The 21,117-nt window shown below is 65.2% G+C and carries 20 protein-coding genes; 12 read left to right on the forward strand and 8 right to left on the reverse strand.

Going from position 1 to position 21,117, the window contains the following annotated elements; translation table 11 throughout:
• From ACUCV0_RS06470 to ACUCV0_RS06490, 5 genes are all read left to right on the forward strand, one after another.
• A complete protein-coding gene (locus tag ACUCV0_RS06470) occupies window positions 1–612 on the forward strand; it encodes a hypothetical protein (RefSeq protein WP_017640014.1) in 612 nt (203 codons plus the stop codon).
• 66 nt (window positions 613–678) lie between these two features.
• Complete coding sequence (locus ACUCV0_RS06475) at window positions 679–1,305, forward strand: cytochrome b/b6 domain-containing protein (RefSeq protein ID WP_017640013.1); 627 nt, start codon at window positions 679–681, stop codon at window positions 1,303–1,305.
• A complete protein-coding gene (locus ACUCV0_RS06480) occupies window positions 1,292–2,047 on the forward strand; it encodes a molybdopterin-dependent oxidoreductase (RefSeq protein ID WP_017640012.1) in 756 nt (251 codons plus the stop codon). Before ACUCV0_RS06475 ends, ACUCV0_RS06480 begins: the two co-directional genes overlap by 14 nt.
• 113 nt (window positions 2,048–2,160) lie before the next feature.
• Complete coding sequence (locus ACUCV0_RS06485) at window positions 2,161–3,042, forward strand: NAD(P)-dependent oxidoreductase (protein WP_059315753.1); 882 nt, start codon at window positions 2,161–2,163, stop codon at window positions 3,040–3,042.
• Window positions 3,043–3,111: 69 nt separating this feature from the next.
• Window positions 3,112–3,960 carry an AraC family transcriptional regulator gene (locus ACUCV0_RS06490; protein ID WP_059315752.1) on the forward strand — a complete coding sequence of 283 codons (849 nt, stop codon included), beginning with the start codon at window positions 3,112–3,114 and terminating at the stop codon, window positions 3,958–3,960.
• Here ACUCV0_RS06490 and ACUCV0_RS06495 read toward each other — a convergent pair.
• Window positions 3,928–4,515 carry a LysE family transporter gene (locus ACUCV0_RS06495; protein ID WP_313648610.1) on the reverse strand — a complete coding sequence of 196 codons (588 nt, stop codon included), beginning with the start codon at window positions 4,513–4,515 and terminating at the stop codon, window positions 3,928–3,930. The two genes, ACUCV0_RS06490 and ACUCV0_RS06495, sit on opposite strands and share 33 nt — an antisense overlap.
• A gap of 200 nt (window positions 4,516–4,715) precedes the next feature.
• Window positions 4,716–6,938 carry an ATP-binding protein gene (locus tag ACUCV0_RS06500; RefSeq protein ID WP_059315750.1) on the reverse strand — a complete coding sequence of 741 codons (2,223 nt, stop codon included), beginning with the start codon at window positions 6,936–6,938 and terminating at the stop codon, window positions 4,716–4,718.
• 250 nt (window positions 6,939–7,188) lie between these two features.
• On the opposite strand from ACUCV0_RS06500, the gene tadA reads away from it, so the two are divergent.
• Window positions 7,189–7,692 (forward strand): tRNA adenosine(34) deaminase TadA, encoded by a 504-nt coding sequence (tadA, locus tag ACUCV0_RS06505; RefSeq protein ID WP_059315749.1) that lies wholly within the window; start codon window positions 7,189–7,191, stop codon window positions 7,690–7,692.
• Here tadA and ACUCV0_RS06510 read toward each other — a convergent pair.
• The 5 genes from ACUCV0_RS06510 to ACUCV0_RS06530 all read right to left on the reverse strand — a co-directional run bounded on the left by ACUCV0_RS06510 (window position 7,689) and on the right by ACUCV0_RS06530 (window position 11,388).
• Window positions 7,689–8,087 (reverse strand): SufE family protein, encoded by a 399-nt coding sequence (locus ACUCV0_RS06510; protein ID WP_059315748.1) that lies wholly within the window; start codon window positions 8,085–8,087, stop codon window positions 7,689–7,691. The genes tadA and ACUCV0_RS06510 overlap by 4 nt on opposite strands.
• On the reverse strand, window positions 8,084–9,292 hold the full coding sequence (locus ACUCV0_RS06515) for an aminotransferase class V-fold PLP-dependent enzyme (protein WP_059315747.1): 1,209 nt from the start codon (window positions 9,290–9,292) through the stop codon (window positions 8,084–8,086). Before ACUCV0_RS06515 ends, ACUCV0_RS06510 begins: the two co-directional genes overlap by 4 nt.
• A 50-nt stretch (window positions 9,293–9,342) precedes the next feature.
• Window positions 9,343–10,377, reverse strand: coding sequence for a 2,3,4,5-tetrahydropyridine-2,6-dicarboxylate N-succinyltransferase (gene dapD, locus ACUCV0_RS06520; RefSeq protein ID WP_059315746.1), 1,035 nt, complete (start codon window positions 10,375–10,377; stop codon window positions 9,343–9,345).
• Between the two features lie 74 nt (window positions 10,378–10,451).
• The gene (locus ACUCV0_RS06525; RefSeq protein ID WP_313648608.1) at window positions 10,452–10,814 is read right to left on the reverse strand and encodes an ArsC family reductase; all 363 of its coding nucleotides are present in this window, start codon (window positions 10,812–10,814) and stop codon (window positions 10,452–10,454) included.
• A 133-nt stretch (window positions 10,815–10,947) separates the two neighbouring features.
• Window positions 10,948–11,388 carry a Z-ring associated ZapG family protein gene (locus tag ACUCV0_RS06530; RefSeq protein ID WP_007160614.1) on the reverse strand — a complete coding sequence of 147 codons (441 nt, stop codon included), beginning with the start codon at window positions 11,386–11,388 and terminating at the stop codon, window positions 10,948–10,950.
• 185 nt (window positions 11,389–11,573) lie between these two features.
• Between ACUCV0_RS06530 and ACUCV0_RS06535 the strand changes: the two genes are divergently transcribed.
• The 6 genes from ACUCV0_RS06535 (at window position 11,574) to rpsI (ending at window position 16,578) form a co-directional block, all read left to right on the forward strand.
• Complete coding sequence (locus ACUCV0_RS06535; RefSeq protein ID WP_059315744.1) at window positions 11,574–12,209, forward strand: alpha/beta hydrolase; 636 nt, start codon at window positions 11,574–11,576, stop codon at window positions 12,207–12,209.
• Window positions 12,210–12,252: 43 nt separating this feature from the next.
• The gene (locus ACUCV0_RS06540) at window positions 12,253–13,599 is read left to right on the forward strand and encodes a tryptophan--tRNA ligase (RefSeq protein WP_059315743.1); all 1,347 of its coding nucleotides are present in this window, start codon (window positions 12,253–12,255) and stop codon (window positions 13,597–13,599) included.
• A gap of 86 nt (window positions 13,600–13,685) precedes the next feature.
• Entirely contained in the window at window positions 13,686–14,780 is a 1,095-nt protein-coding gene (zapE, locus tag ACUCV0_RS06545; RefSeq protein WP_059315742.1) for a cell division protein ZapE, read from the forward strand.
• 53 nt (window positions 14,781–14,833) lie between these two features.
• Window positions 14,834–15,535 (forward strand): deoxyribonuclease V, encoded by a 702-nt coding sequence (gene nfi / locus ACUCV0_RS06550; RefSeq protein WP_059315741.1) that lies wholly within the window; start codon window positions 14,834–14,836, stop codon window positions 15,533–15,535.
• A gap of 206 nt (window positions 15,536–15,741) precedes the next feature.
• Window positions 15,742–16,170 carry a 50S ribosomal protein L13 gene (gene rplM, locus ACUCV0_RS06555; protein ID WP_007160609.1) on the forward strand — a complete coding sequence of 143 codons (429 nt, stop codon included), beginning with the start codon at window positions 15,742–15,744 and terminating at the stop codon, window positions 16,168–16,170.
• 15 nt (window positions 16,171–16,185) lie between these two features.
• The gene (rpsI, locus tag ACUCV0_RS06560; RefSeq protein WP_007160608.1) at window positions 16,186–16,578 is read left to right on the forward strand and encodes a 30S ribosomal protein S9; all 393 of its coding nucleotides are present in this window, start codon (window positions 16,186–16,188) and stop codon (window positions 16,576–16,578) included.
• Between the two features lie 721 nt (window positions 16,579–17,299).
• Here rpsI and rne read toward each other — a convergent pair.
• The gene (gene rne, locus ACUCV0_RS06565) at window positions 17,300–20,608 is read right to left on the reverse strand and encodes a ribonuclease E (protein ID WP_482212336.1); all 3,309 of its coding nucleotides are present in this window, start codon (window positions 20,606–20,608) and stop codon (window positions 17,300–17,302) included.
• Between the last annotated feature and the right edge of the window lie 509 nt (window positions 20,609–21,117).

A 21,117-nucleotide genomic window follows, 5' to 3' on the forward strand; every position in this document is an offset into this window, starting at 1 on the left:
ATGCGTACCCAGACCCTGCTCCGTGGTTCCCTTGCCCTGCTGCTCGCCAGCAGTGCCCTGCTGGCCCAGGCCGCGCCCATGCCCACCGTCAAGCCCATGCGTGGCACCGTGGACAGCGTCCAAGGCGACACCCTGGCCTTCACCACCCGCAATGGCGCCCACCAGACCCTGATGCTGGACGACAAGACCAGCTACCGCGCCGTGTCCAAGGCCAACCTGGATCGCATCGAAGCCAACAGCTTCATCGGCTCCGCCGCCACCCCCCAGCCCGATGGCACCCTCAAGGCGCTGGAGGTGACCGTGTTCGAGGCCAGCCTGCGCGGCTCCGGTGAAGGCCACTACGGCTGGGAAAACGCCGACGGCAGCACCGGCACCATGACCAACGGCACCGTGGGCGAACTCAAGAAGGCCAACGGCCGTACCCTGACCGTGCAGTACAAGGGCGGTGAAAAGCAGCTGGTGGTACCGGAAGACGTGCCCATCGCCTATGTCGAGAAGGGCGACCGCAGCCTGCTCAAGCCTGGCGCCAAGGTGGTGCTGTTCCCCGCCGAAGATGGCAAGCACGCCAAGGGCGTGGCTGTCGGTAAGGACGGTTTCACCCCGCCCATGTAAGACCCCCCCGCGGTCGCCTGATTAGGATGGCGACCGCCTCCATCTCGCGGTGAAGAGGGAAATGCCATGACCACCTCGCGACGGCGTCTGGTGCACCGCTGGCCGGTGCGCCTCACCCATTGGCTCAACGCCCTGGCGATGCCCTGCATGTTCATGAGCGGCTGGGCGATCTACAACGCCTCGCCGCTGTTCCCCTTCACCTTTCCCGCCTGGGCGACCCTCGGCGGTTGGCTGGGCGGCGCCATCGCCTGGCACCTGGCGGTCTTCTGGCTACTGCTGGCGAACGGCCTGATCTATCTGCTCTATGGCCTGTTCAGCGGCCACTTCCGGCGGGATTTCCTGCCGCTGTCACCGCGCGCCATCGGCCGTGATTTCGCAGCGGCCGTGCGCCTGCGTCTGGGGCATCACCTCGGCACCTACAACGCCGTGCAGCGTCTCCTCTACTGGGGCGTGCTGGCCCTCGGGGTGCTGGTGGTGCTCTCCGGCCTGGCGATCTGGAAACCGGTGCAATTGCAGGGGCTGGCGGCCCTGCTCGGCGGCTTCGACACCGCCCGCTACGTGCATTTCTTCGCCATGGCCGGCATCGGCGCCTTCGTCGTCGTACACCTGGCCCTGGTCATCCTGGTCCCCCGCACCCTGCCGCCGATGATCACCGGTCGGGCGCACGAGGAGGTTAACGATGAGTCGGCGTGAACGCCTGCGCCTGGAACCGGCGCAACAGCGGCAGGTGGAGAATCTGCAACGACGCCTGCTGCTCAAGCAGGGCCTGACGGTGGGTGCCCTGGCCATGCTCAGCGGCTGCAACCTGCAGGACGGCGACAGCGTCGACAAGGTGCTCTGGTCCATGTCGCGCTTCAACGACCGGGTGCAGGCCTGGCTGTTCGGTCGCGAGCGCCTGGCGCCGACCTATGCCGCCAGCCAGATCACCGATCCCTTTCCCTTCAACGCCTTCTACCCCGAATACAATGTCCCGGAAGTCGACCTGAGCGATTACCGCCTGGAGGTCTCCGGCCTGGTCGCCAACAAGCAGGCCTGGACCCTCGAAGACCTGCGCCGCCTGCCGCAGCGCGCCGACATCACCCGCTTCATCTGCATCGAGGGCTGGAGCGCCATCGGCCAGTGGGGTGGGGTGCCCCTGCGTACCTTCCTCGAACGCATCGGCGCCGACACCACGGCCAAGTACGTCGGCTTCAAGTGTGCCGACCGCTACTACTCCAGCATCGACATGGCTTCGGCGCTGCACCCCCAGACCCTGCTGGCGCTGGACTTCGGCCAGGTAGCGCTGCCGCCGGACTACGGCTATCCGCTGCGCCTGCGAGTGCCCACCAAGCTCGGCTTCAAGAATCCCAAGCACATCCAGGCGCTGTTCGTGACCAACGACTATCCTGGCGGGTACTGGGAGGACCAGGGCTACAACTGGTTCAGCGGGATCTAGCCTGGTCTGAAGAGTCCCTCGTCCAGCGACGGTGCAGACTGGTCTCCAGGAGCGGAACCCCGGCCCGGAGGTAGAGTCGAGATACCACCATCCTCTACCGGGAGCTCCCCCTCATGTCCGCGCATCCCTCGATCGGTTTCATCGGCTTTGGCGCCATGGCTCAGCGCATGGGCGCCAACCTGCGCGAGGCCGGCTATCCGGTCCGCGCCTACGCCGAGCACCAGCAGGACGGCGAGCGCCACGGCACGCCCATGGAGCCGCTGGCGACGCTGCTGCCCCAGGCGGAAGTGGTGATCGTCTCTCTGCCCAACGACGCCATTCTCGAACAGGTCCTGCTCGGCGCCGACGGCGTCCTCGCCCGTCTGGAAAGCGGTCGCCTGCTGATCAACACCAGCACCAATTCGCCTGCGCTGTCGCTGCGCCTGGAAGCCGCTGGTCGTGCCCGTGGCATCGCCGTGGTCGAGGCGCCGGTGTCCGGCAGCACGCCCGAGGCGGAACAGGCGCAACTGGTGGTCCTGGCCGGCGGCGAACCCGAGGCCGTGGAGCGTGCTCGGCCGATCCTCGAAACCCTGGGCAAGACCGTGCATCACGTCGGTCCGACCGGGCAGGGCGCGGCCATCAAGCTGGCCATCAACGGCCTGATGGGCGCGGGTCTCGCCGCCCTGGCCGAAGCCCTGGCCTATGCCACCCGCGCCGGTCTCGATGCCGAGGTGCTGTTCGAGGTGTTCGGTGATCTGGCAGTGCTCTCGCCCCACCACCAGCGCAAGCTGGCGGCCCTGCGCGAGGGCGACTTCGCGCCGCAATTCCCCGCCGCCCTGATGCACAAGGACATGGGCCTCCTGCTGGCCGAACTCAATGCCACCTTCCAGGGCGCGCCGACGCTGGCCGCCGCGGCGCAGCAACTGGCGCTGGGTGCCGAGCTGCATCCCGACGCCGACTACGTCATCACGGCCGATGTCCTGCTGGAAGAGGCCGAGGACGCCGCCACGCGCTGACGCCTGGCTTTCCCCCTTCCGGGACGACGTCTAGACTGATCCGGTCCGTCGTCCCGGAATTCCCGCCGCATGACCGCTACCGGCACCGCCGTACCCCACTTCTGGCGTGATCCTGCGCTGCCCTTTCTCGAAGCCCGTTCCATCCAGGACGGTCGCGCACTCTGCTATGCCCCCCATTCCCACGAGACCTTTTCCATCGGCACCGTGCTGGGTGGGCGCAGCCGCTATCACAATGGACCGACCCGCGAACTGGTAGGGGCGGGTACCCTGGTGCTGATGAATCCCGGCGACGTCCATGCCTGCAATCCCCAGGGCGAGGACGCCTGGCGCTATCGCATGCTGCATGTGGACGCTGGCTGGCTGGCCGAGCTACAGCGCCCGGGCGCCGAGGACTTCCAGCCGCTGGCCGTGCAGCTGTCCCAGGACGACCGGCTGTACGCCGGATTGGAAGCACTGCATGCCTGCCTGGTCGATCCCGATAGCCTTGCCCTGCAGCGCCAGAGCCAGGCACTGCTGTATTTCGAATCCGTGCTGGCCCGACTGGGGCGCACGCCCATCGCCGCCGCGCGGGAGCGTGAGGATCGCCGCTTGCGCCGCGCCGCCGAGTTTCTCGATGCCCACTGCGGTGAGGGCGTCAGCCTGGACCAGCTGAGCCAGGTCGCGGATCTCTCGCCCACCCAGCTGATTCGCAGCTTCCGCCGGCGCTTTGGCCTGACCCCCCATGCCTATCTGATCGATCGCCGCATCCGCCTGGCGCGACAACGGCTACGCCAGGGCGAGGAGCTGGCCGAGGTCGCCCTGGCCACTGGTTTCGCCGACCAGGCCCACCTGCAGCGCACCTTCAAGCGCCTGGTGGCGGCCACCCCTGGTCAGTACCGCGCCGCTTCAACCCTCCCACAGCAGGGAGGCGGCGCATAGCACCAGCAGCGCCGCAAGGACGCGATTCAGCAGCCGCAGCCGCGCGGCCGTCAGGGATCGCCCTCGCAGCCATTCGCCCGCCACCGCCCAGCAGGCGAGCGAAGCGAAGCAGATCACCAGATAGAGGCCGGCGAACAGCGCCAGGCGTCCGCGATCCTCGCCAACGAACAGTGCCACGCCGGCGGCCGCAGCCAGCCAGGCCTTGGGATTGAGCCACTGCAGCAGGACGCCGTCGCGAAAGCCCGGGCACTGCCGCGTCTGTCCAACGCCCAGGTCGCCGGAGGCCCGCGCCAGCTTCCAGGCCAGGTACAGCAGGAAGAGCGCGCCGGCCACGCGCAAGACCCAGAGCAGCATCGGCCAGGTTTCCAGCACCTCATGCAGGCCAAGGCCGACCGCCACCAGCAACAGCACGAAGCCCAGGGTGGCACCCGCAACGTGCCACAAGGCTGGACGCCAACCATGGGTAAGGCCGGTATTGAAGCCGACCAGGTTGACCGGGCCGGGCGAGAGAGAGGCGACCAGGGCAAAGGCGGCCATGGAGAGGATCAGGGTCATCTTGAGGTCTCGTCGATTGAGGACACCTGACGCTAGCGAGCGTGACCACTTGCCGTATTGAAGAAAATGACCTTCGATGCCGACGAAAGGTGGGAATTCACGGCGTTTCGCTGACGTCCATTACAGCGAGCCTTGGCTCCCCCGGTGGTTTCAACGTCGCTGTCGGCCACCGGGGCTTTCCCTTTCTGTGTCCTGCCTCGCTAGGGCGCGACGGGCAGGGTGAACTTGAAGGTGCTGCCCTCGCCCAGAGCACTGACGACGCTCAGTTCGCCCCCATGGGCCTCGACGATGCCCTTGGCGATGTACAGGCCCAGGCCGTGGCCGGTGGGATTGTCTTCCTGAACGTGCCAGAACCGCTCGAAGACCCGCGCCTGCTGAGCCTGATTCATGCCGCGGCCATTGTCGGTCACGCTGATCTCGGCCAGGGTGCCGATGCGCTGCATGCTGAGCTGCACCAGGCCACCCGGTGCGGTGAACTTGATGGCATTGCCCAGCAGGTTCATCAGTACCTGGAAGATGCGCTCGGCCTCCACCAGTACCTGGAGATCCGGGTCGACCGCATACTCCAGGCTGATGTTCTTGATCTCCGCCAGCGGACGCGACAGCAGGATGGGCTGAGCGCAGACGTCTGCCAGACGCGCGGGTTTCAGGTCCAGGGCGAGTCGATCCGATTCGATCTTCGACAGGTCCAGCAGATCGTTGATCAGGGCATTCATGCGATTGGCGGCCGTCTCGATCACCTCCAGCGAACTGGGCAGACGATCATCGCCCAGCGCCAGCTTTTCCAGCATGCGGTGGATCATCCCCACCTTCATCAGGATAATGGTAATGGGGCTGCGCAGGTCATGGGAGACGGCCGCGACGATCTCGTCGCGCAGCCGCACCGCCTGGCGTTCACGCTCCACCTGACGCGCCAGATCCAGCTCGACCGCCGAGCGGCGCAAATCCTTGGCGGCGAACAGATCGGAAGGCCGCCAGCGCTCGGAGCGCAGCCGTACCAGTTCCTTCCAGGCATCGAAGGAGCGCCGTGGATGGGGATAGTTGAGGCCTGAGCCCGAGGCGGACGTCGTGGGTTCCAGCTTGGCAGGATTGCCGCTCCAGACCACGGTGGTCACGATCTCGGGGCGGAACCAGAGCACCAGATTACGCACCGGCTTGGGCAGTGACAGCGCCAGCACACCGCTGGCCCGGTCACTGTAGCGCCGCGCGTCCGGCAGTTCGTCGGTCAGGCAGCGGGTCGCATAGATGCCCGAGGCATCCATTTCCGCGGTGACCCAGGCCGCGAGCATACGGATGTCTTCCGCACTCGGGCATTCACCCAGGGTGCAGAGTTCTTCCTCCACCAGGACCGCGGCACCGGTGGCATCCACCAGTTCCAGCAGATCCGTCGCCCGTTCGCAGAGACCGCTGAGCACCTCGCCCTTGCTGTCGCACATGCCCTGGATCAGCGCGGCCAATTGCGCTTCACGGGCGTCGATCTCGCGCTGGACCTGACGATTCTCCAGCGCGCGGATCATCAGCGAGACCAGCACCCCCACCGACCGGCAGGCCATGCGCGTGCGATAGGGAAGGTACAGGGGATCGCGGTGGCCACAGCTGATCAGGCCCCAGAGCTTGTCATCGCTGATCAGTGATACGCTCATGGAGGCGCGCAGGCCCTGATTGCGCACGTACTGGCAATGGATGGGCGATACGCTGCGCAGCACGGCATGGGTCAGGTCGATGGGATCCTTGGTGGTGCCATGCAGGAAGGCCGGTATCAGCGGCACCGCCTCGTAATTGGCGTCTGGAATGTTGCGAATCCAGTTCTCGTGATAGAGGGCACGTGCCTGAGCGGGAATGTCGGCAGCGGGGAAGTGCATGCCCAGATAGCTGTCGATGTCCTCGACGCGGCTCTCGGCCACCACCTGACCATCGCCACCGTCGTCGAAGCGATAGACCACCACCCGGTCGAAGCCGGTCAAGGCCCGCACTTCACGCACGGCGCCTTCGCACAGTTCCGGCAAGGTACGCGCCTGCTGCAGGCGCGCCAGGGCGCGGGCCAGGCCGGCCGGTTCGACGCCACCATGATCGTCCGGCTCGAACTCCATGAAGACCAGGCCATGGCTGCGATGCAGGATCACATCCATGTCGCGGGTCGGGCGCGTCCAGGCCAGCGGGTTGACCTCTTCCAGATGCTCCAGGGTCAGGGCGTGCTGCACCTGTTCGAACAGCTCGGACGGCAGGGTCTGCGCCAGAGGCTGATTCAACAATTCGCTTTCCGCTTTGCCCAGCAGGTCGGTCAGGTTGCGACTGATGTGCTTGATCAGCTGCTCTCTTTCGTCGAACGCGAGGAGATAACCGTGCGCCTGGATAGCGCCTGGAATGCGGATCGGCTCGCTTTCGCAGCTTTGCAGCGACTGACCGGAAGGTGCAGCAATCATGCGACTGTCTCAAATGAACTCTTGAATAGGACCTTGTGCCGACGCACCTGTTAGCGTCAGGTCGGTTAATAGCCGTCTATGTGATATAGATCACATCTTGCCAGACGTCATTTCACCTCATTATTTCATCTGTATTGTTCGATAACCATTGGTGCGATCACTTTATAATGGGTGATCGCGCCTGCATCATCGACAGCCTGACCGGTTCCGCTGGCAGCGGTATCATGGCGCCTTTTACCAGAGTCCCATCATGGCCCGCTTTCGCCCCTTGCCCATCATCGACCGCAGTCAGGATGACCTCTTCATGCGGGAAGCCCTCGCGCTGGCGCAGCAGGGAGCGGCGCAAGGCGAGGTCCCGGTGGGGGCAGTGGTAGTCCTCGACGGCGAGATCATAGGTCGTGGCTTCAATCGCCCCATAGGCGCTCACGACCCCAGCGCTCATGCGGAGATGCAGGCCATCCGTGACGCCGCTGCTCGTCAGGCCAACTACCGTCTGCCGGGAGCCACCCTCTATGTCACCCTGGAACCCTGCGGCATGTGCGCCGGCCTGATCGTCCACAGTCGTATCCAGCGCCTGGTCTTTGGCGCCAGCGAACCCAGGGCCGGCATGGCGCAGAGCCGCGGTCGCTTCTTCGAGCAGGATTTTCTCAACCACCGGGTGCTGGTGGAGGGTGGGGTGCTGGCCGAGGCCTGTGGCCAGGTGCTGACCGAGTTCTTCCGGGCGCGGCGCAATTCGGTGCCTGGCGAGGGTTAGGCGGCCAGTTCGCGCATCCGCGTCAGCACCGCGTTCAAACCATTGCTGCGCGACTGCGACAGTTGTCGCTCCAGGCCGAGTTCACCCAGCCAGCCATGGATGTCGAGGCGGCCCAGCTCCTCGCGGGTGAGACCGTTGGCGCGCACCAGCACCACGGCGAGCAAGCCCTTGAGTACCCGGGATTCGCTGCTGGCGCGAAAGAAGTGCCGCTCGCCCTGGGCTTCATGGGTCAGGCGCACCCGGCTTTCGCAGCCCTGCACCAGATCCTCGTCGCGGTCTTCCAGTACCGCCGGCAGGCGCTCGGCCCATTGCAGCAGGAGGCGCGAGCGCGCTTCCCAGCCCTTGGCGATGACGAAGGCACGGCGGGCTTCCGCCGCATCGGGAAGCAGATTCATCGCAAGAGCTCCAGGGCGTTGTCCAGCGCGGTAAAGAAACGCTGCAGGTCGTCGGCATCGTTGTACAGGCCCAGGGATACCCGCAGTGCGCCGGGTGTATTCAGGGTCTGGAACAGCGGCATGGCGCAGTGCTGACCGGCGCGCACCGCGATGCCTTGCTCCCCCAGCAGGTGGGAAAGGTCGCCAACATCCACGCCTTCGACCTGGAAGCAGGCCAGGGCGATCTGGGGCTCGCCCAGGATGCGGATGCCGTCACGGGCGGCAAGGCCGGCCAACAGCTTCAGACTCAGCGCCTGCTCGTGGCCGCGGATGAGACTTTCATCCTGTCCCTGCAGCCAGTCGACCGCCGCGCCCAAGGCGATGGCCGCGCCTATGGGCGGCGTACCCGCCTCGAAGCCCATGGGGGCGGTGTGAAACCGGGCCTCAGTGAAGCTGGTGTGCTGCACCATCTCGCCACCGAATTGCCAGGGCTTGAGCTGCGCAAGGCGGTCGGCCTTGCCCCAGAGCACGCCGATGGCCTCGGGGGCATAGAGCTTGTGGCCGGAAAAGACATAGAAGTCGGCATCGAAGTCACCCGGACGGTGGCGGCCATGGACTGCGCCCTGGGCGCCGTCCACCACCAGCCAGGCCGGTGAAAGTTCTCGTGCGAGGGCGGCGAGCTCCACCAGCGGCTGCCAGGTTCCCAGCACATTGGACAACTGGCTGACCGCGACCAGCCGGGTTCTGGGTCCCAGCAGCGCCTTGGCGGCCTCCAGATCCAGATGACCGCTCGGCGTCAGGGGGATCACCCTGAGCTGCAGCCCCTTGCGCCGGGCCAGCTGCTGCCAGGGCAGCAGGTTGGCGTGGTGCTCCAGGGCGCTGACGAGGATCTCATCACCCGCGGCGAAGCTGTCTTCCAGGCCGTAGGCCAATAGATTGAGCGCCTCGGTCGCCCCTCGGGTCAGCACCACCTCCTGCGGCGAGGCAGCGCCCAGCCAGGCGGCGATCCGCCCCCGGGCGCCTTCGTAGGCCGCGGTGGCGCGCTCGGCCGTCCAGTGCTGGGCCCGGTGCACATTGGCCGCGCCCAGGCTGTAGCTGGCCAGCAGGGCGTCCAGCACCACCTGGGGCTTCTGGGCCGTGGCGGCGCTGTCGAGGTAGGTGATGCCGTCGGCGGCGAAAGCGGTGAAAGCCGGAAATTCGGCTCTCCAGGGGGAGGGTAGCGACATGGCGACAGCTCCGGGGTAGCCCGCGCGCGGCGGGCTGCCCGGTTATGGACTCAGTTGTGCGCGTGCAGCGCTTCGTTGAGTTCGATGGCAGTCTTGTTGGTCTTGCATTCGACCGCGCCGGTTTCCGAGTTGCGGCGTAGCAGCAGGTCGCTCTGACCGGCCAGCTCGCGTGCCTTGACCACCCGCACCAGCTGGTTCTGGTCGTCCAGTACCGCCACCTTGGTGCCCGCGGTCACATAGAGACCCGATTCCACGGTGCAGCGATCGCCCAGCGGAATACCGATGCCAGCATTGGCGCCGATCAGGCAGCCTTCGCCAACGCTGATGATGATGTTGCCGCCGCCTGACAGGGTGCCCATGGTGGAGCAGCCACCGCCCAGATCCGACCCCTTGCCGACGAAGACACCCGCGGAGACACGGCCTTCGATCATGCCCGGGCCGGCGGTACCGGCGTTGAAGTTGACGAAGCCTTCGTGCATCACCGTAGTGCCTTCACCCACGTAGGCGCCCAGGCGTACGCGCGCGGTATCGGCGATGCGTACCCCGGCCGGTACCACGTAGTCGGTCATCTTGGGGAATTTGTCCACCGAGAAGACTTCCAGCAGCTTGCCGCGCAGGCGGGCTTCCAACTGCTCGGCCGGCAGCTCGACCAGATCCACGGCGCCCTGGTTGGTCCAGGCCACGTTGGGCAGCAGGGCGAAGATGCCGGTCAGGTTGAGGCCATGGGGCTTCACCAGGCGATGCGACAGCAAATGCAGCTTCAGGTAGGCCTCTGGCGTGGAAGCAGGTGCGGCGTCTTCGGCCAGCAGGGTGGCCACCAGCGGCTTGGTGCTTTCGGCCAGGCGGGTCAGCAGGGCCGACTGCACCGCATCGATGCCCTTGAGGGCCTCGGCCAGGCCGCGAGCCTGGGCCGGGGCGAAGGCGATGGCCTGGTTGCCACCCTCGTAGCCGAGCAGGGGCGCGACCGCCTCCACCAGCGCCGCTGGCGGATTCAGCAGAGGCTGGGCATAGAAGACTTCCAGCCAGGCGTCCTGGCGATTCTGGGTGCCGACACCGAAGGCGATACTGAAGAGGGCATTCGACATGTGACTGTTCCTTTGCAAAGGCACCGATCCGGTCGGTGCGAGATGTCCGGTAGTGGGGGCGGTTGCCGCAGGGCTCAGGTCAGGGCCGCGGCATAGAGCTCAGGCTTGAAGCCCAGCAGGGTACGGTCGCCGAGATCGAGCACGGGTCGCTTGATCATCGAGGGTTGCGCCAGCATCAGGTCGATGGCCTTGGCGGTATCGAGGTCGGCCTTCTGGGCGTCGTCGAGCTTGCGGAAGGTGGTACCGGCGCGATTGAGCACCTTGTCCCAGCCATGCTCCGCGCACCAGGCCGCCACCCGCTCGCGGTCGATGCCGCTCTGCTTGTAGTCATGGAAGTGATAGGCCTGGCCGTGCTCGTCGAGCCATAGGCGGGCCTTCTTCATGGTGTCACAGGCCTTGATGCCGTAGAGGCTCAGGCCATCGGCCGCTACGGGCATGGCGTTCTCCTGCGAAAGACTGCAACCGCAGATTATGCCATGACGGGCCGGAAAAGGGCCGGGTGTCACGCCCCGGGCGAAGAGGGCGGGAGCCGGAAAAGCAAAAGGCCGGGGGAGTCCCCGGCCTTGGCGATCAACCGCGGCTTTTTACGCCGTAGGTTTCATCGAGGGTGCCAGGGGTGCCGTCACCCTTGGGGGCATAGTCCCGAGGCGCTTCGGTCGGGCCGTCGATGCGCTCGCGGCTGGAGGGATAGCGTTGCTCGGCGCTGTGCAGCGACGCCAGCAGGTGCTGACGGGTCAGCTCGTCCTGGGCCAGGCGCTCGGCGCCCTCGGACAGGTGCGACTGCATGTCCTGGTAGGTCTGGGTCAGCTTGCGGACCAGGCCGGCGGTGGTGCTGAAGTGGCTGGTGACCTCGTGCTGGTAGTCGTCGAACTTCTTCTGCAGGTCATCCAGCTGGCGCTGCACCCGGCTCGGCGCGGCACCCGGCACCAGGCGTGCCAGCAGAAAACCTATCCCGACCCCGATCAGCAGCGCGACCAGGGGCAACAACCAGGTAGTGAGCGACTGTTCCACGAAACTTCCTCTATGAGCGGCTTTGCTTTACGGTAACGGCAGACCGGCGAGCCTGTACACTGGGTTGCGTCATCTGCCATTCGCTGGGCGTCATCATACCCCGCACTCAGGCATCGCGCAGGATCGACCCTATCAAAATCAACTCCTTGGATGAGCACTGTTCGTCCGAGGGCACGGAGTCAAGCGTGTCAGCCCGTGAACAATCCCTGCTCCTAGAGGGCCCCGCGGGCACTCTGGAAGCGCTGTACCAGGCCCCGGATACCCCCACCGGTGCGGTCCTGCTCTGTCATCCCCATCCGCTCCACGGCGGCGCCATGCAGAACAAGGTGGTCGCCACCCTGCAGCGCATCGCCCGGGACGCTGGCCAGGCTACCCTGAGATTCAACTTTCGCGGCGTTGGCGCCAGTACCGGCGTGCATGCCGGCGGCGAAGGCGAGATCGACGATGCCGCGGCCGCCGTGGCCTGGTTGCGCGAGCGTCATCCCGACCTGCCGCTGACCCTCTGCGGCTTCTCCTTCGGTTCCTGTGTCGCCGCCTGCCTGGGTGGTCGCCTGGAAGGCGAGGGTGTGGCGGTGGCCAAGCTGTTCATGCTGGCGCCGCCCGTGGAGCGCTTTTCGGTCGATGGCCGCCTGCCCACCCGGGCGCGCCTCACCGTCATCCAGCCCGAAGCCGACGAGGTGGTGACTCCGGCGCGCGTCTATGCCTGGTCCGCCGCGCTCGAACAGCCCCACGAATTGCTCCGCGTCGCCGAGTGCAGTCATTTCTTCCATGGCAAGCTCGTCGATCTCAAGGACCTGGTCCTGCCGCGTTTGCAGGCCTGACCTCTTCAGATAAGCCCTAGTCTCTCGGATTCCCAGCCCCTCCATGACCACTCGCATCCTCACTGGCATCACCACCACCGGTACCCCGCACCTGGGCAACTACGCCGGTGCCATCCGCCCTGCCATCCGCGCCAGCCTGGCCGCCGATGCCGATTCCTTCTATTTCCTCGCCGACTACCACGCCCTGATCAAGTGCGATGACCCGGCGCGCATCCAGCGTTCGCGTCTGGAGATCGCTGCCACCTGGCTGGCCAGCGGCCTGGATCCGGAGCGGGTGACTTTCTATCGCCAGTCCGACATTCCCGAGATTCCCGAGCTGACCTGGCTGCTCACCTGCGTCGCCGGCAAGGGCCTGCTCAACCGCGCCCATGCCTACAAGGCCGCGGTCGACCGCAATTTGGAGCAGGGCGAGGATCCCGATGCCGGGGTGACCATGGGGCTCTACAGCTACCCGGTGCTGATGGCGGCGGACATCCTGATGTTCAACGCACGGCGCGTGCCGGTCGGTCGTGACCAGATCCAGCACGTGGAAATGGCCCGCGACATCGGTCAGCGCTTCAATCACCTGTTCGGCAATGGCCGCGACTACTTCGCCCTGCCCGAGGCGGTCATCGAGGAAAGCGTGTCCACCTTGCCCGGCCTCGACGGTCGCAAGATGTCCAAGAGCTACGACAACACCATCCCGCTGTTCGGCAGCGCCAAGCAGCTCAAGGACGCCATCGCCCGCATCGTCACCGACTCGCGCCTGCCCGGTGAGCCCAAGGATCCCGACAGCGCCCACCTCTTCACGCTTTACCAGGCCTTCGCCACTGCCGAGCAGAGCGCGGCCTTCCGCGAGGCCCTGCAAGGCGGCCTGGCCTGGGGCGAAGCCAAGGGCCGGCTGTTCGAGGTGCTGGATGCCGAGCTGGGCGAAGCCCGCGAGCGCTATGCAGCGCTGATCGCCCGTCCCGACGACCTGGAAGACATCCTGCTGGCCGGTGCCGCCAAGGCCCGCCGCTATGCCACGCCTTTCCTTGGCGAGCTGCGTGAAGCCGTGGGCTTGCGCTCGCTCAAGACCCAGGTCGCCACAAGTGGCACCAAGAAGAAGGCCAGCAAGACCGCTCGCTTCGTCAGCTTCCGTGAAGGGGAGAGCTTCCGCTTCCGCCTGCTCGACGCCGACGGTACCGAACTGGCGCTATCGATCCCCTTCGCCGAGGCCAAGACTGCCGGCATCACCAGCAAGCAGCTGGTCAGTATGCCGGCCAGTGTCGTGGTGGGAGACGGCAATGGCTTCCAGCTGCTGCTGGACGATCAGGTAGTGGCCGAAGGCGTCGCCAGCGATTCCCCCGCCGCCCGTGACGCCCTTGTCGAGCGCACCCGCGCCGCCCTGGCGCAATTGGCCGAAGCCTAAAGGGCACCCGCGGTCCCCGGCGTTGTCAACGCCAGGGACCGCCATTACAGTGACCACCCTTTTTTCCCACCCGACCAGAAGCCGCCATGACCCCCCTCGAGCGTTACCAGGCCGACCTCAAGCGCCCGGAGTTTTTCTACGATGCTGCCCAGGAAGAGGCCGTTCGCCATCTGCAGCGCCTCTATGACGAATTGCTCGCCGAGCCCGCGTCCAAGGGCGGCCTGTTCGGCAAGCTGCTCGGGCGCAAGACGATCACGCCGGTCAAGGGGCTGTATTTCTGGGGTGGGGTAGGGCGTGGCAAGACCTATCTGGTCGATACCTTCTACGACGCCCTGCCGTTCAAGCAGAAGATGCGTACCCACTTCCACCGCTTCATGAAGCGCGTGCATGAAGAGCTGCGTACCCTCAAGGGCGAGAAGAATCCCCTGACCATCATCGCTCGGCGCTTCGCCGACGAGGCACGGGTGATCTGCTTCGACGAATTCTTCGTCTCCGACATCACCGACGCCATGATCCTGGCCACCCTGCTCGAAGAGCTGTTCAAGAACGGCGTGAGTCTGGTCGCCACCTCGAACATTGTGCCTGACGGTCTCTACAAGGACGGCCTGCAGCGCGCGCGCTTCCTGCCAGCCATCGCGTTGCTCAAGGAGCACACCGAGATCGTCAACGTCGACAGCGGCGTGGACTATCGCCTGCGCGCCCTGGAGCAGGCGCAGCTCTTTCACTATCCGTTGAGCGACGAGGTCGAGGCCGCGATGGCCAAGAGCTTCCGTTCGCTCACCGTCGAGTGCAACGACCTCTGCGAAGACGTGCCGCTGATGATCGAGAATCGCGAGATCCGCGCCCGCCGCACCTGCGAAGACGTCGCCTGGTTCGACTTCCGCGCCCTCTGCGACGGTCCGCGCAGCCAGAACGACTACATCGAGCTGGGCAAGATCTTCCAGACGGTGCTGGTCAGCAACGTCGAACAGATGGATGCGCTCAAGGACGACATGGCACGGCGCTTCATCAACCTGGTCGACGAATTCTACGACCGCCAGGTCAAGTTGATCCTGTCCGCCGAAGTCGAACTCAAGGACCTCTATTCCGGTGGTCGCCTGGAGTTCGAATTCCAGCGCACCCTCAGCCGTCTGCTGGAAATGCAGTCCCACGAGTACCTCGCTCGACCGCACAAACCCTGAACCCTGGCTGGGTTGAAGGATCAATCCTTTGACCCAGCTTTCGGGAGGTACGTGTGAATTCTGATCCCTTCGCCGACTGGGATGGCTCGCCTACCCAGGCGCGCATCCTGCAAAAGCAACTGGCCAAGCAGGTCCTGTTGCATGACGACTTCGGCTCGCCGCGGCGTTATGCCGGCGTCGACGTGGGCTTCGAGGAGGGCGGCGAGATCACCCGCGCGGTGGCTGTCCTGCTGGATGCCGAGACCCTGCAGCCCCTGGCCCATGCCGTCGCCCGCATCCCCACCGTGATGCCCTATGTGCCGGGCCTGCTGTCCTTTCGGGAGCTCCCCGCACTGCTCCAGGCGCTGGCGGAATTGCCCGAGACCCCCGAGTTGGTGTTCTGCGACGGCCACGGCATCGCCCACCCGCGCCGGCTGGGCATCGCCGCTCATCTGGGCGTGGTCACCGGTCTGCCGACGATCGGTGTGGCCAAGAAGATCCTTACCGGTCATCACGCCGAACTCGCCGAGACCCGCGGCAGCCAGGTCGAGCTGCTGGATCGAGATGGTTCGACGATAGGCTCGGTATTGCGCAGCAAGGACAGGGTCAAGCCACTGATCGTCTCCCCTGGGCATCGGGTCAGCCTGGCCACCGCGCCGGCACTGGTCATGGCCTGCGTCAGGCGCCATCGCCTACCGGAACCCACACGACTGGCGGACCACCTGGCCTCACGGCGTCAGGGCTCGGCGGCTACCCAGGCGCTGTTTTCCTTCTGATTTCTGCTTGCTTTTTTATCGTGAGCGGGTATCATGCCGCAGCTTTCTTGGCGGGGGATGCCTAAGCCTGCCGAGATCGCCGTAGCGGACGCCGACCCGAGCCCCCGAAGAGCGTCTGTTTCCGGCTGCCCCTGACTTGTCCGGGGTTGCACTGTTGTGTAGAATTTGCCGTCTTTTTACCAGGGCGGCCTCTGAGGCCATAGAGAATGAAAACTTTCACCGCAAAACCGGAAACCGTTAAGCGCGACTGGTACGTCGTCGACGCTGCTGGCCAGACTCTGGGTCGTCTGGCTACTGAAATCGCCACTCGCCTGCGTGGCAAGCACAAGCCCGAATACACCCCTCACGTTGACACCGGCGACTACATCGTCGTCATCAACGCCGAGCAGGTTCGTGTGACCGGTGCCAAGACTACCGACAAGATGTACTACCATCACTCCGGTTTCCCGGGTGGCATCAAGTCGATCAACTTCGAAAAGCTGATCGCCCGTGCTCCCGAGCGCGTCATCGAGACCGCCGTCAAGGGTATGCTGCCGAAGAACCCGCTGGGCCGCGACATGTATCGCAAGCTCAAGGTGTACAAGGGTGCGAACCATCCGCACACCGCTCAGCAGCCCCAAGAACTCAAGTTTTAATCGGGATAGTACAACATGTCGGCAACTCAAAATTACGGTACCGGCCGTCGTAAGACTGCCACCGCTCGTGTCTTCCTCCGTCCGGGCACTGGCAAGATCTCCATCAACGATCGCGCTCTGGACACCTTCTTCGGCCGCGAAACCGCGCGCATGGTCGTTCGTCAGCCTCTCGAGCTGACCGAGACCCTGGAGAAGTTCGACGTCTACGTTACCGTCGCTGGCGGTGGTGTAAGCGGCCAGGCCGGTGCCATCCGTCACGGCATCACCCGCGCCTTGATCGAGTACGACGAAGGCTACCGCAGCTCCCTGCGCAAAGCCGGTTACGTCACTCGTGACGCCCGTGAAGTCGAGCGTAAGAAAGTCGGTCTGCGCAAAGCGCGTAAGCGTCCGCAGTACTCCAAGCGTTAATCTTTCGGGATTCGCTCGAAAAAACCCAGCCAAGCGGCTGGGTTTTTTTATACCCGAGATTTTGTGCTTAGGCGCCGTAGGTTGGGTTGAGGTAGCTCTATCGCCGAAGCCCAACGTTCAGGCTGCGTCCTCAGGCGTTGGGCTTCGCTGCGCTCAGCGCCAACCTACATTGATTCCTCGGGCACCGTAGGTTGGGTTGAGGCAGCTCTATCGCCGAAGCCCAACGTTCGGGCCGCGTCTCCAGGCGTTGGGCTTCGCTGCGCTCAGCACCAACCTACGTCGGTCTGGTGAGTGCCGTAGGTTGGGTTGAGGCAGCTCCATCGCCGAAGCCCAACATTCAGGCCGCGTCCCAAGCGTTGGGCTTCGCTGTGCTCAGCACCAACCTACGTCAGCTTGGTGAATGCCGTAGGTTGGGTTGAGGCAGCTCCATCGCCGAAGCCCAACAAGCAGTGCATCCTCGCTGAAGTTGGGCTTCGCTATGCTGAGCGCCAACCTACGTCGATTCCCAAGCATCGTAGGTTGGGTTGAGGCAACTCCATTACCGTAGTCCAACAGGCAGCCCCTCCCTGGGGTAGGGCCCTGATGCATAAGGGATCGGCCTGCGTCGATCCGCCGGCTCATCTGCATGGGGCCGACTTCTCACCCTCGGTACTTCGTGCCCGCTCGAATCTGGGGCATAAAAAAGGGGCGCCTAGGCGCCCCTTTTCATGGCTGGCGGAGATCAGTCGGGATGATTTTCCCGAGACTCCTTGAGCTTGCGGTCGAGTTCGGCCTGAGTGGCTTCGTCCTCTTTCACCGCATCGGCCTTGGGGGCCTCTGCAGGGGTGTCGTCCTCGCCGGTCAGGGCGACGGTAGCCGCTTCTTCCTGGGCAGGGCTAGGCACGACCTCGACGGGTTCTTCCATCACGATCGGGGCAGACTCGGCTTTAGCTGCAGGCAGCTCTTCGACGACTTGCGCAGGCTGAACCTCGGGAGCCTGTTGCGGCTCTACGGTGCCTACCGCTGCCGTAGCGAAGGTTTCTTCGGTTTCGGCAATGGCGCCCAGTGCAGGGGCCTGAGCGTCCTGCTCGGCCTGCTTGGCACGTGCGGCTTCAGCTTCGCGAGCCAGGCGCTCACGACGACGGCGCTCACGCGGATCGTTGGAGGCGCGACCTGCGGCCGATTCGGCAGCTTCGTTTTCGGCAGGTGCCGCAGGAGTGGGTGCGGTGGCGGTCACCGGAGCGGTCTGCTCGGCAACTGGTGCGGCGATTTCCACTTCCTGATGCGGCGCGCGTTCGTCCTGCAGTTGGCTCACGTTGGGGGTGAGGATCTCCGGCTGGGCAGGGGCGTCGGCGGCAGGCTGTTGCGCTGCGGTTTCCTGCGTCGCTTCGGCGGCAGCGGAGGTGTCGGCAGGAGCTGCAGGCTCTTGCTGACGCGCTTCGCGTACCTGTTCCTGGGTGGCGATGGCGGTCACGCTCTCGCTGACCACGACGGCGGTACCCAGGGCAGCGGCAGCCGGTGCGACGTTGGTGTCCGTGGCTGCTGCGCTCTGCTCTTCGTCTTCGATGAAGTTGCCATTGGCATCACGCTGACGCTCACGGCGGTTGCTGCGACGGCGCTGGCCGCGGGAACGGCGACGCGGACGCTCTTCGCCTTCTTCCAGCTCCTCGTTGCCTTCCAGTACTTCTTCTTCGTTCAGCTCTTCGGCGCTGGCCGCTTCCTGGCGTTCTTCGCGCGCCTTGCGCTCTTCGCGCGGCTGACGCTCTTCACGCGGTTTGCGCTCTTCACGAGGCTGACGCTCTTCGCGACTGGCACGCTCCTCACGGGGCTGACGCTCCTCGCGAGCGGGACGCTCTTCGGTGCTCAGGCGCTCCTCGCGTGGCTGGCGCTCCTCGCGGGGTTGGCGCTCTTCACGGGGCTGACGCTCTTCGCGGTTGGCGCGCTCCTCACGGGGCTGACGCTCTTCGCGCGGTTGGCGCTCCTCGCGAGGCTGACGCTCTTCACGGGGTTGACGTTCTTCGCGGTTGGCGCGCTCTTCGCGCGGCTGACGCTCCTCGCGAGCCGGGCGGTCTTCGCGGGCCTGACGCTCTTCGCGAGGCTGACGCTCTTCACGCGGCTTGCGTTCTTCGCGGGCCGGGCGATCGCTGCGTTCGCCACGGTCGGCGCGCGGCTGGCGCTCTTCGCGTGGTTTGCGCTCGTCATCACGACGGCCTTCGCGACGGCGATTCTGCTGGCGACCGTTGCGGCGCTCATCCTGGCGGCGCTGCTCGTCGCTGCTCTTGGCGACTTCCGGGGCGGCGGCGGTCTTGTCGACCATCGGTTGCTCTTCGGTCTTGCCGGCGAACAGGCTGACCAGGGATTTGACCAGGCCCTTGAACAGATTGGGTTCGGCGGTGGCCTTGGTGGCAGGGGCGGCGGGCGCCACGGTCTCGGCGGCGACCGGGGTGGGCGCCGGGGCGCGCTCGGGTGCGACCTTCACGGCCGCTTCCTGGCGTACCAGGGTGCGAGTGGAGCTGACCGGCAACACCTCTTCGGCTTCGGTGTTGGCCATCTCGTAGCTGGACTGGCTGTTCAGCAGCTCGGGATTGTCGTCACGCAGACGCTGCACCTCGAAGTGCGGGGTCTCGATGTGATCGTCGGGCAGGATGATGATACGCACGCGGGTACGCAGCTCGATCTTGGTGATGCTGTTGCGCTTTTCATTGAGCAGGAAGGACGCCACCTGGATGGGTACATGGGCGCGTACCTCGGCGGTGCGATCCTTGAGCGCCTCTTCTTCGATCAGGCGCAGGATAGCCAGCGACAGCGATTCCACGTCGCGGATGATGCCTTGGCCGTTGCAGCGCGGGCAGACGATGCCGCTGGTTTCGCGCAGCGAGGGGCGCAGGCGCTGGCGGGACATTTCCAGCAGGCCGAAACGGGAGATGCGACCGATCTGTACGCGGGCGCGGTCGGCTTCCAGGGCTTCGCGGACGCGATCTTCCACGGCGCGCTGGTTCTTGACCGGGGTCATGTCGATGAAGTCGATGACGATCAGGCCGCCGATGTCGCGCAGACGCAGCTGGCGGGCGATTTCTTCAGCCGCTTCCAGGTTGGTCTGCAGTGCAGTTTCCTCGATGTCGCCACCCTTGGTGGCGCGCGCCGAGTTGATGTCGATGGACACCAGGGCCTCGGTCGGGTCGATGACGATGGAGCCGCCCGACGGCAGCTTCACTTCGCGCTGGAAGGCGGTCTCGATCTGGCTTTCGATCTGGAAACGATTGAACAGAGGGACGCTGTCCTGATACAGCTTGATCTTGCTGGCGTACTGCGGCATCACCTGGCGGATGAAGCTCAGGGCTTCTTCCTGGGCTTCGACGCTGTCGACCAGGACTTCACCGATGTCCTGACGCAGGTAGTCGCGGATGGCGCGAATGATGACGTTGCTTTCCTGGTAGATCAGGAAGGGGCCCTTGCGATCACCCGAGGCTTCGGTGATGGCGGACCAGAGTTGCAGCAGGTAATCGAGGTCCCACTGCAGTTCTTCGGTGCTGCGGCCCAGGCCGGCGGTGCGCACGATCAGGCCCATGTCGCCCGGGGCGTTGAGGTCGTTCAGGGCTTCGCGCAGTTCGTTGCGCTCTTCACCCTCGATGCGACGGGAGATGCCACCGGCGCGGGGATTGTTGGGCATCAGCACCAGGTAGCGACCGGCGAGGCTGATGAAGGTGGTCAGGGCGGCACCCTTGTTGCCACGCTCTTCCTTTTCGACCTGGACGACTACTTCCTGGCCTTCGGAGAGCACTTCCTTGATGTTGACGCGGCCTTCCGGGTTCTTCTTGAAGTACTCCCGGGAGATCTCTTTCAGCGGAAGGAAGCCATGGCGATCAGCGCCGAAGTCGACAAAGGCGGCTTCCAGGCTGGGTTCGATGCGGGTGATGCGGCCTTTGTAGATATTGGCCTTTTTCTGTTCGCGGGCTCCGGACTCGATGTCCAGATCAAACAGCCGTTGACCGTCGACCAGGGCAACCCGTAATTCCTCGGGCTGGGTCGCGTTGATGAGCATTCTCTTCATGTAATACCACTACGTTCCAGGCTCTCGGCCCGCAGGGTGGCAACAGGATTCGAAAGAAGGGTGCACGGGGTCGTATCGAAACCGGTGTAGATCCGGTCTTCGTGTCCAGCAGCAGGCCCGGGGGCGTGCCGCGACTACGTCTCCTGCAGGCGCTTGAGCGACTGCCGTTGCAGCTCCACAGGAGGAGGAATCAACCAGGCATGGTGCGGGCGTGACAGCCGAAAGGCTCAGGCAGCCGGGTCGTCGCGGGATTCGTGTCAGGTGTCGCTCGGTTGGAGCATCGGCCGTTGGCCTTGAGGCTTCCACCTGCGATCGTCACCTTGGCCGAAGCTGGGCGCGAAGCGGGCTGCAGGCGTACTGTCAGGCTACGCGATACGCTGGTTGTGCATCTCCATCCTGCACACAATCTTCAGGAATCAGGTGCCGCCCGCAAGGTCCGGAGCGGTTGTCGTTTTACAGCTGGCACCCTGGGTGCCGCTGCCTTGGTTACCAGGCGGATCGCAGATCGC

The organism is Pseudomonas sp. VMV1, from assembly GCF_056790235.1.

Excerpts from the sequence above, each read along its gene's own strand:
- ACUCV0_RS06525 (WP_313648608.1), bottom strand. The coding sequence starts at position 10,814 with ATGCCCGTAGCGGCCGATGGCCTGAGCCTCTACGGCATCAAGGCCTGT.
- ACUCV0_RS06510 (WP_059315748.1), bottom strand. The coding sequence starts at position 8,087 with ATGAATCTGCTTCCCGATGCGGCGGAAGCCCGCCGTGCCTTCGTCATC.
- zapE (WP_059315742.1), top strand. The coding sequence starts at position 13,686 with ATGACCCCCCTCGAGCGTTACCAGGCCGACCTCAAGCGCCCGGAGTTT.
- ACUCV0_RS06475 (WP_017640013.1), top strand. The coding sequence starts at position 679 with ATGACCACCTCGCGACGGCGTCTGGTGCACCGCTGGCCGGTGCGCCTC.
- ACUCV0_RS06485 (WP_059315753.1), top strand. The coding sequence starts at position 2,161 with ATGTCCGCGCATCCCTCGATCGGTTTCATCGGCTTTGGCGCCATGGCT.
- rplM (WP_007160609.1), top strand. The coding sequence starts at position 15,742 with ATGAAAACTTTCACCGCAAAACCGGAAACCGTTAAGCGCGACTGGTAC.
- ACUCV0_RS06480 (WP_017640012.1), top strand. The coding sequence starts at position 1,292 with ATGAGTCGGCGTGAACGCCTGCGCCTGGAACCGGCGCAACAGCGGCAG.
- ACUCV0_RS06515 (WP_059315747.1), bottom strand. The coding sequence starts at position 9,292 with ATGTCGCTACCCTCCCCCTGGAGAGCCGAATTTCCGGCTTTCACCGCT.
- dapD (WP_059315746.1), bottom strand. The coding sequence starts at position 10,377 with ATGTCGAATGCCCTCTTCAGTATCGCCTTCGGTGTCGGCACCCAGAAT.
- rne (WP_482212336.1), bottom strand. The coding sequence starts at position 20,608 with ATGAAGAGAATGCTCATCAACGCGACCCAGCCCGAGGAATTACGGGTT.
- ACUCV0_RS06500 (WP_059315750.1), bottom strand. The coding sequence starts at position 6,938 with ATGATTGCTGCACCTTCCGGTCAGTCGCTGCAAAGCTGCGAAAGCGAG.
- ACUCV0_RS06495 (WP_313648610.1), bottom strand. The coding sequence starts at position 4,515 with ATGACCCTGATCCTCTCCATGGCCGCCTTTGCCCTGGTCGCCTCTCTC.
- ACUCV0_RS06540 (WP_059315743.1), top strand. The coding sequence starts at position 12,253 with ATGACCACTCGCATCCTCACTGGCATCACCACCACCGGTACCCCGCAC.
- tadA (WP_059315749.1), top strand. The coding sequence starts at position 7,189 with ATGGCCCGCTTTCGCCCCTTGCCCATCATCGACCGCAGTCAGGATGAC.
- ACUCV0_RS06490 (WP_059315752.1), top strand. The coding sequence starts at position 3,112 with ATGACCGCTACCGGCACCGCCGTACCCCACTTCTGGCGTGATCCTGCG.
- rpsI (WP_007160608.1), top strand. The coding sequence starts at position 16,186 with ATGTCGGCAACTCAAAATTACGGTACCGGCCGTCGTAAGACTGCCACC.
- ACUCV0_RS06470 (WP_017640014.1), top strand. The coding sequence starts at position 1 with ATGCGTACCCAGACCCTGCTCCGTGGTTCCCTTGCCCTGCTGCTCGCC.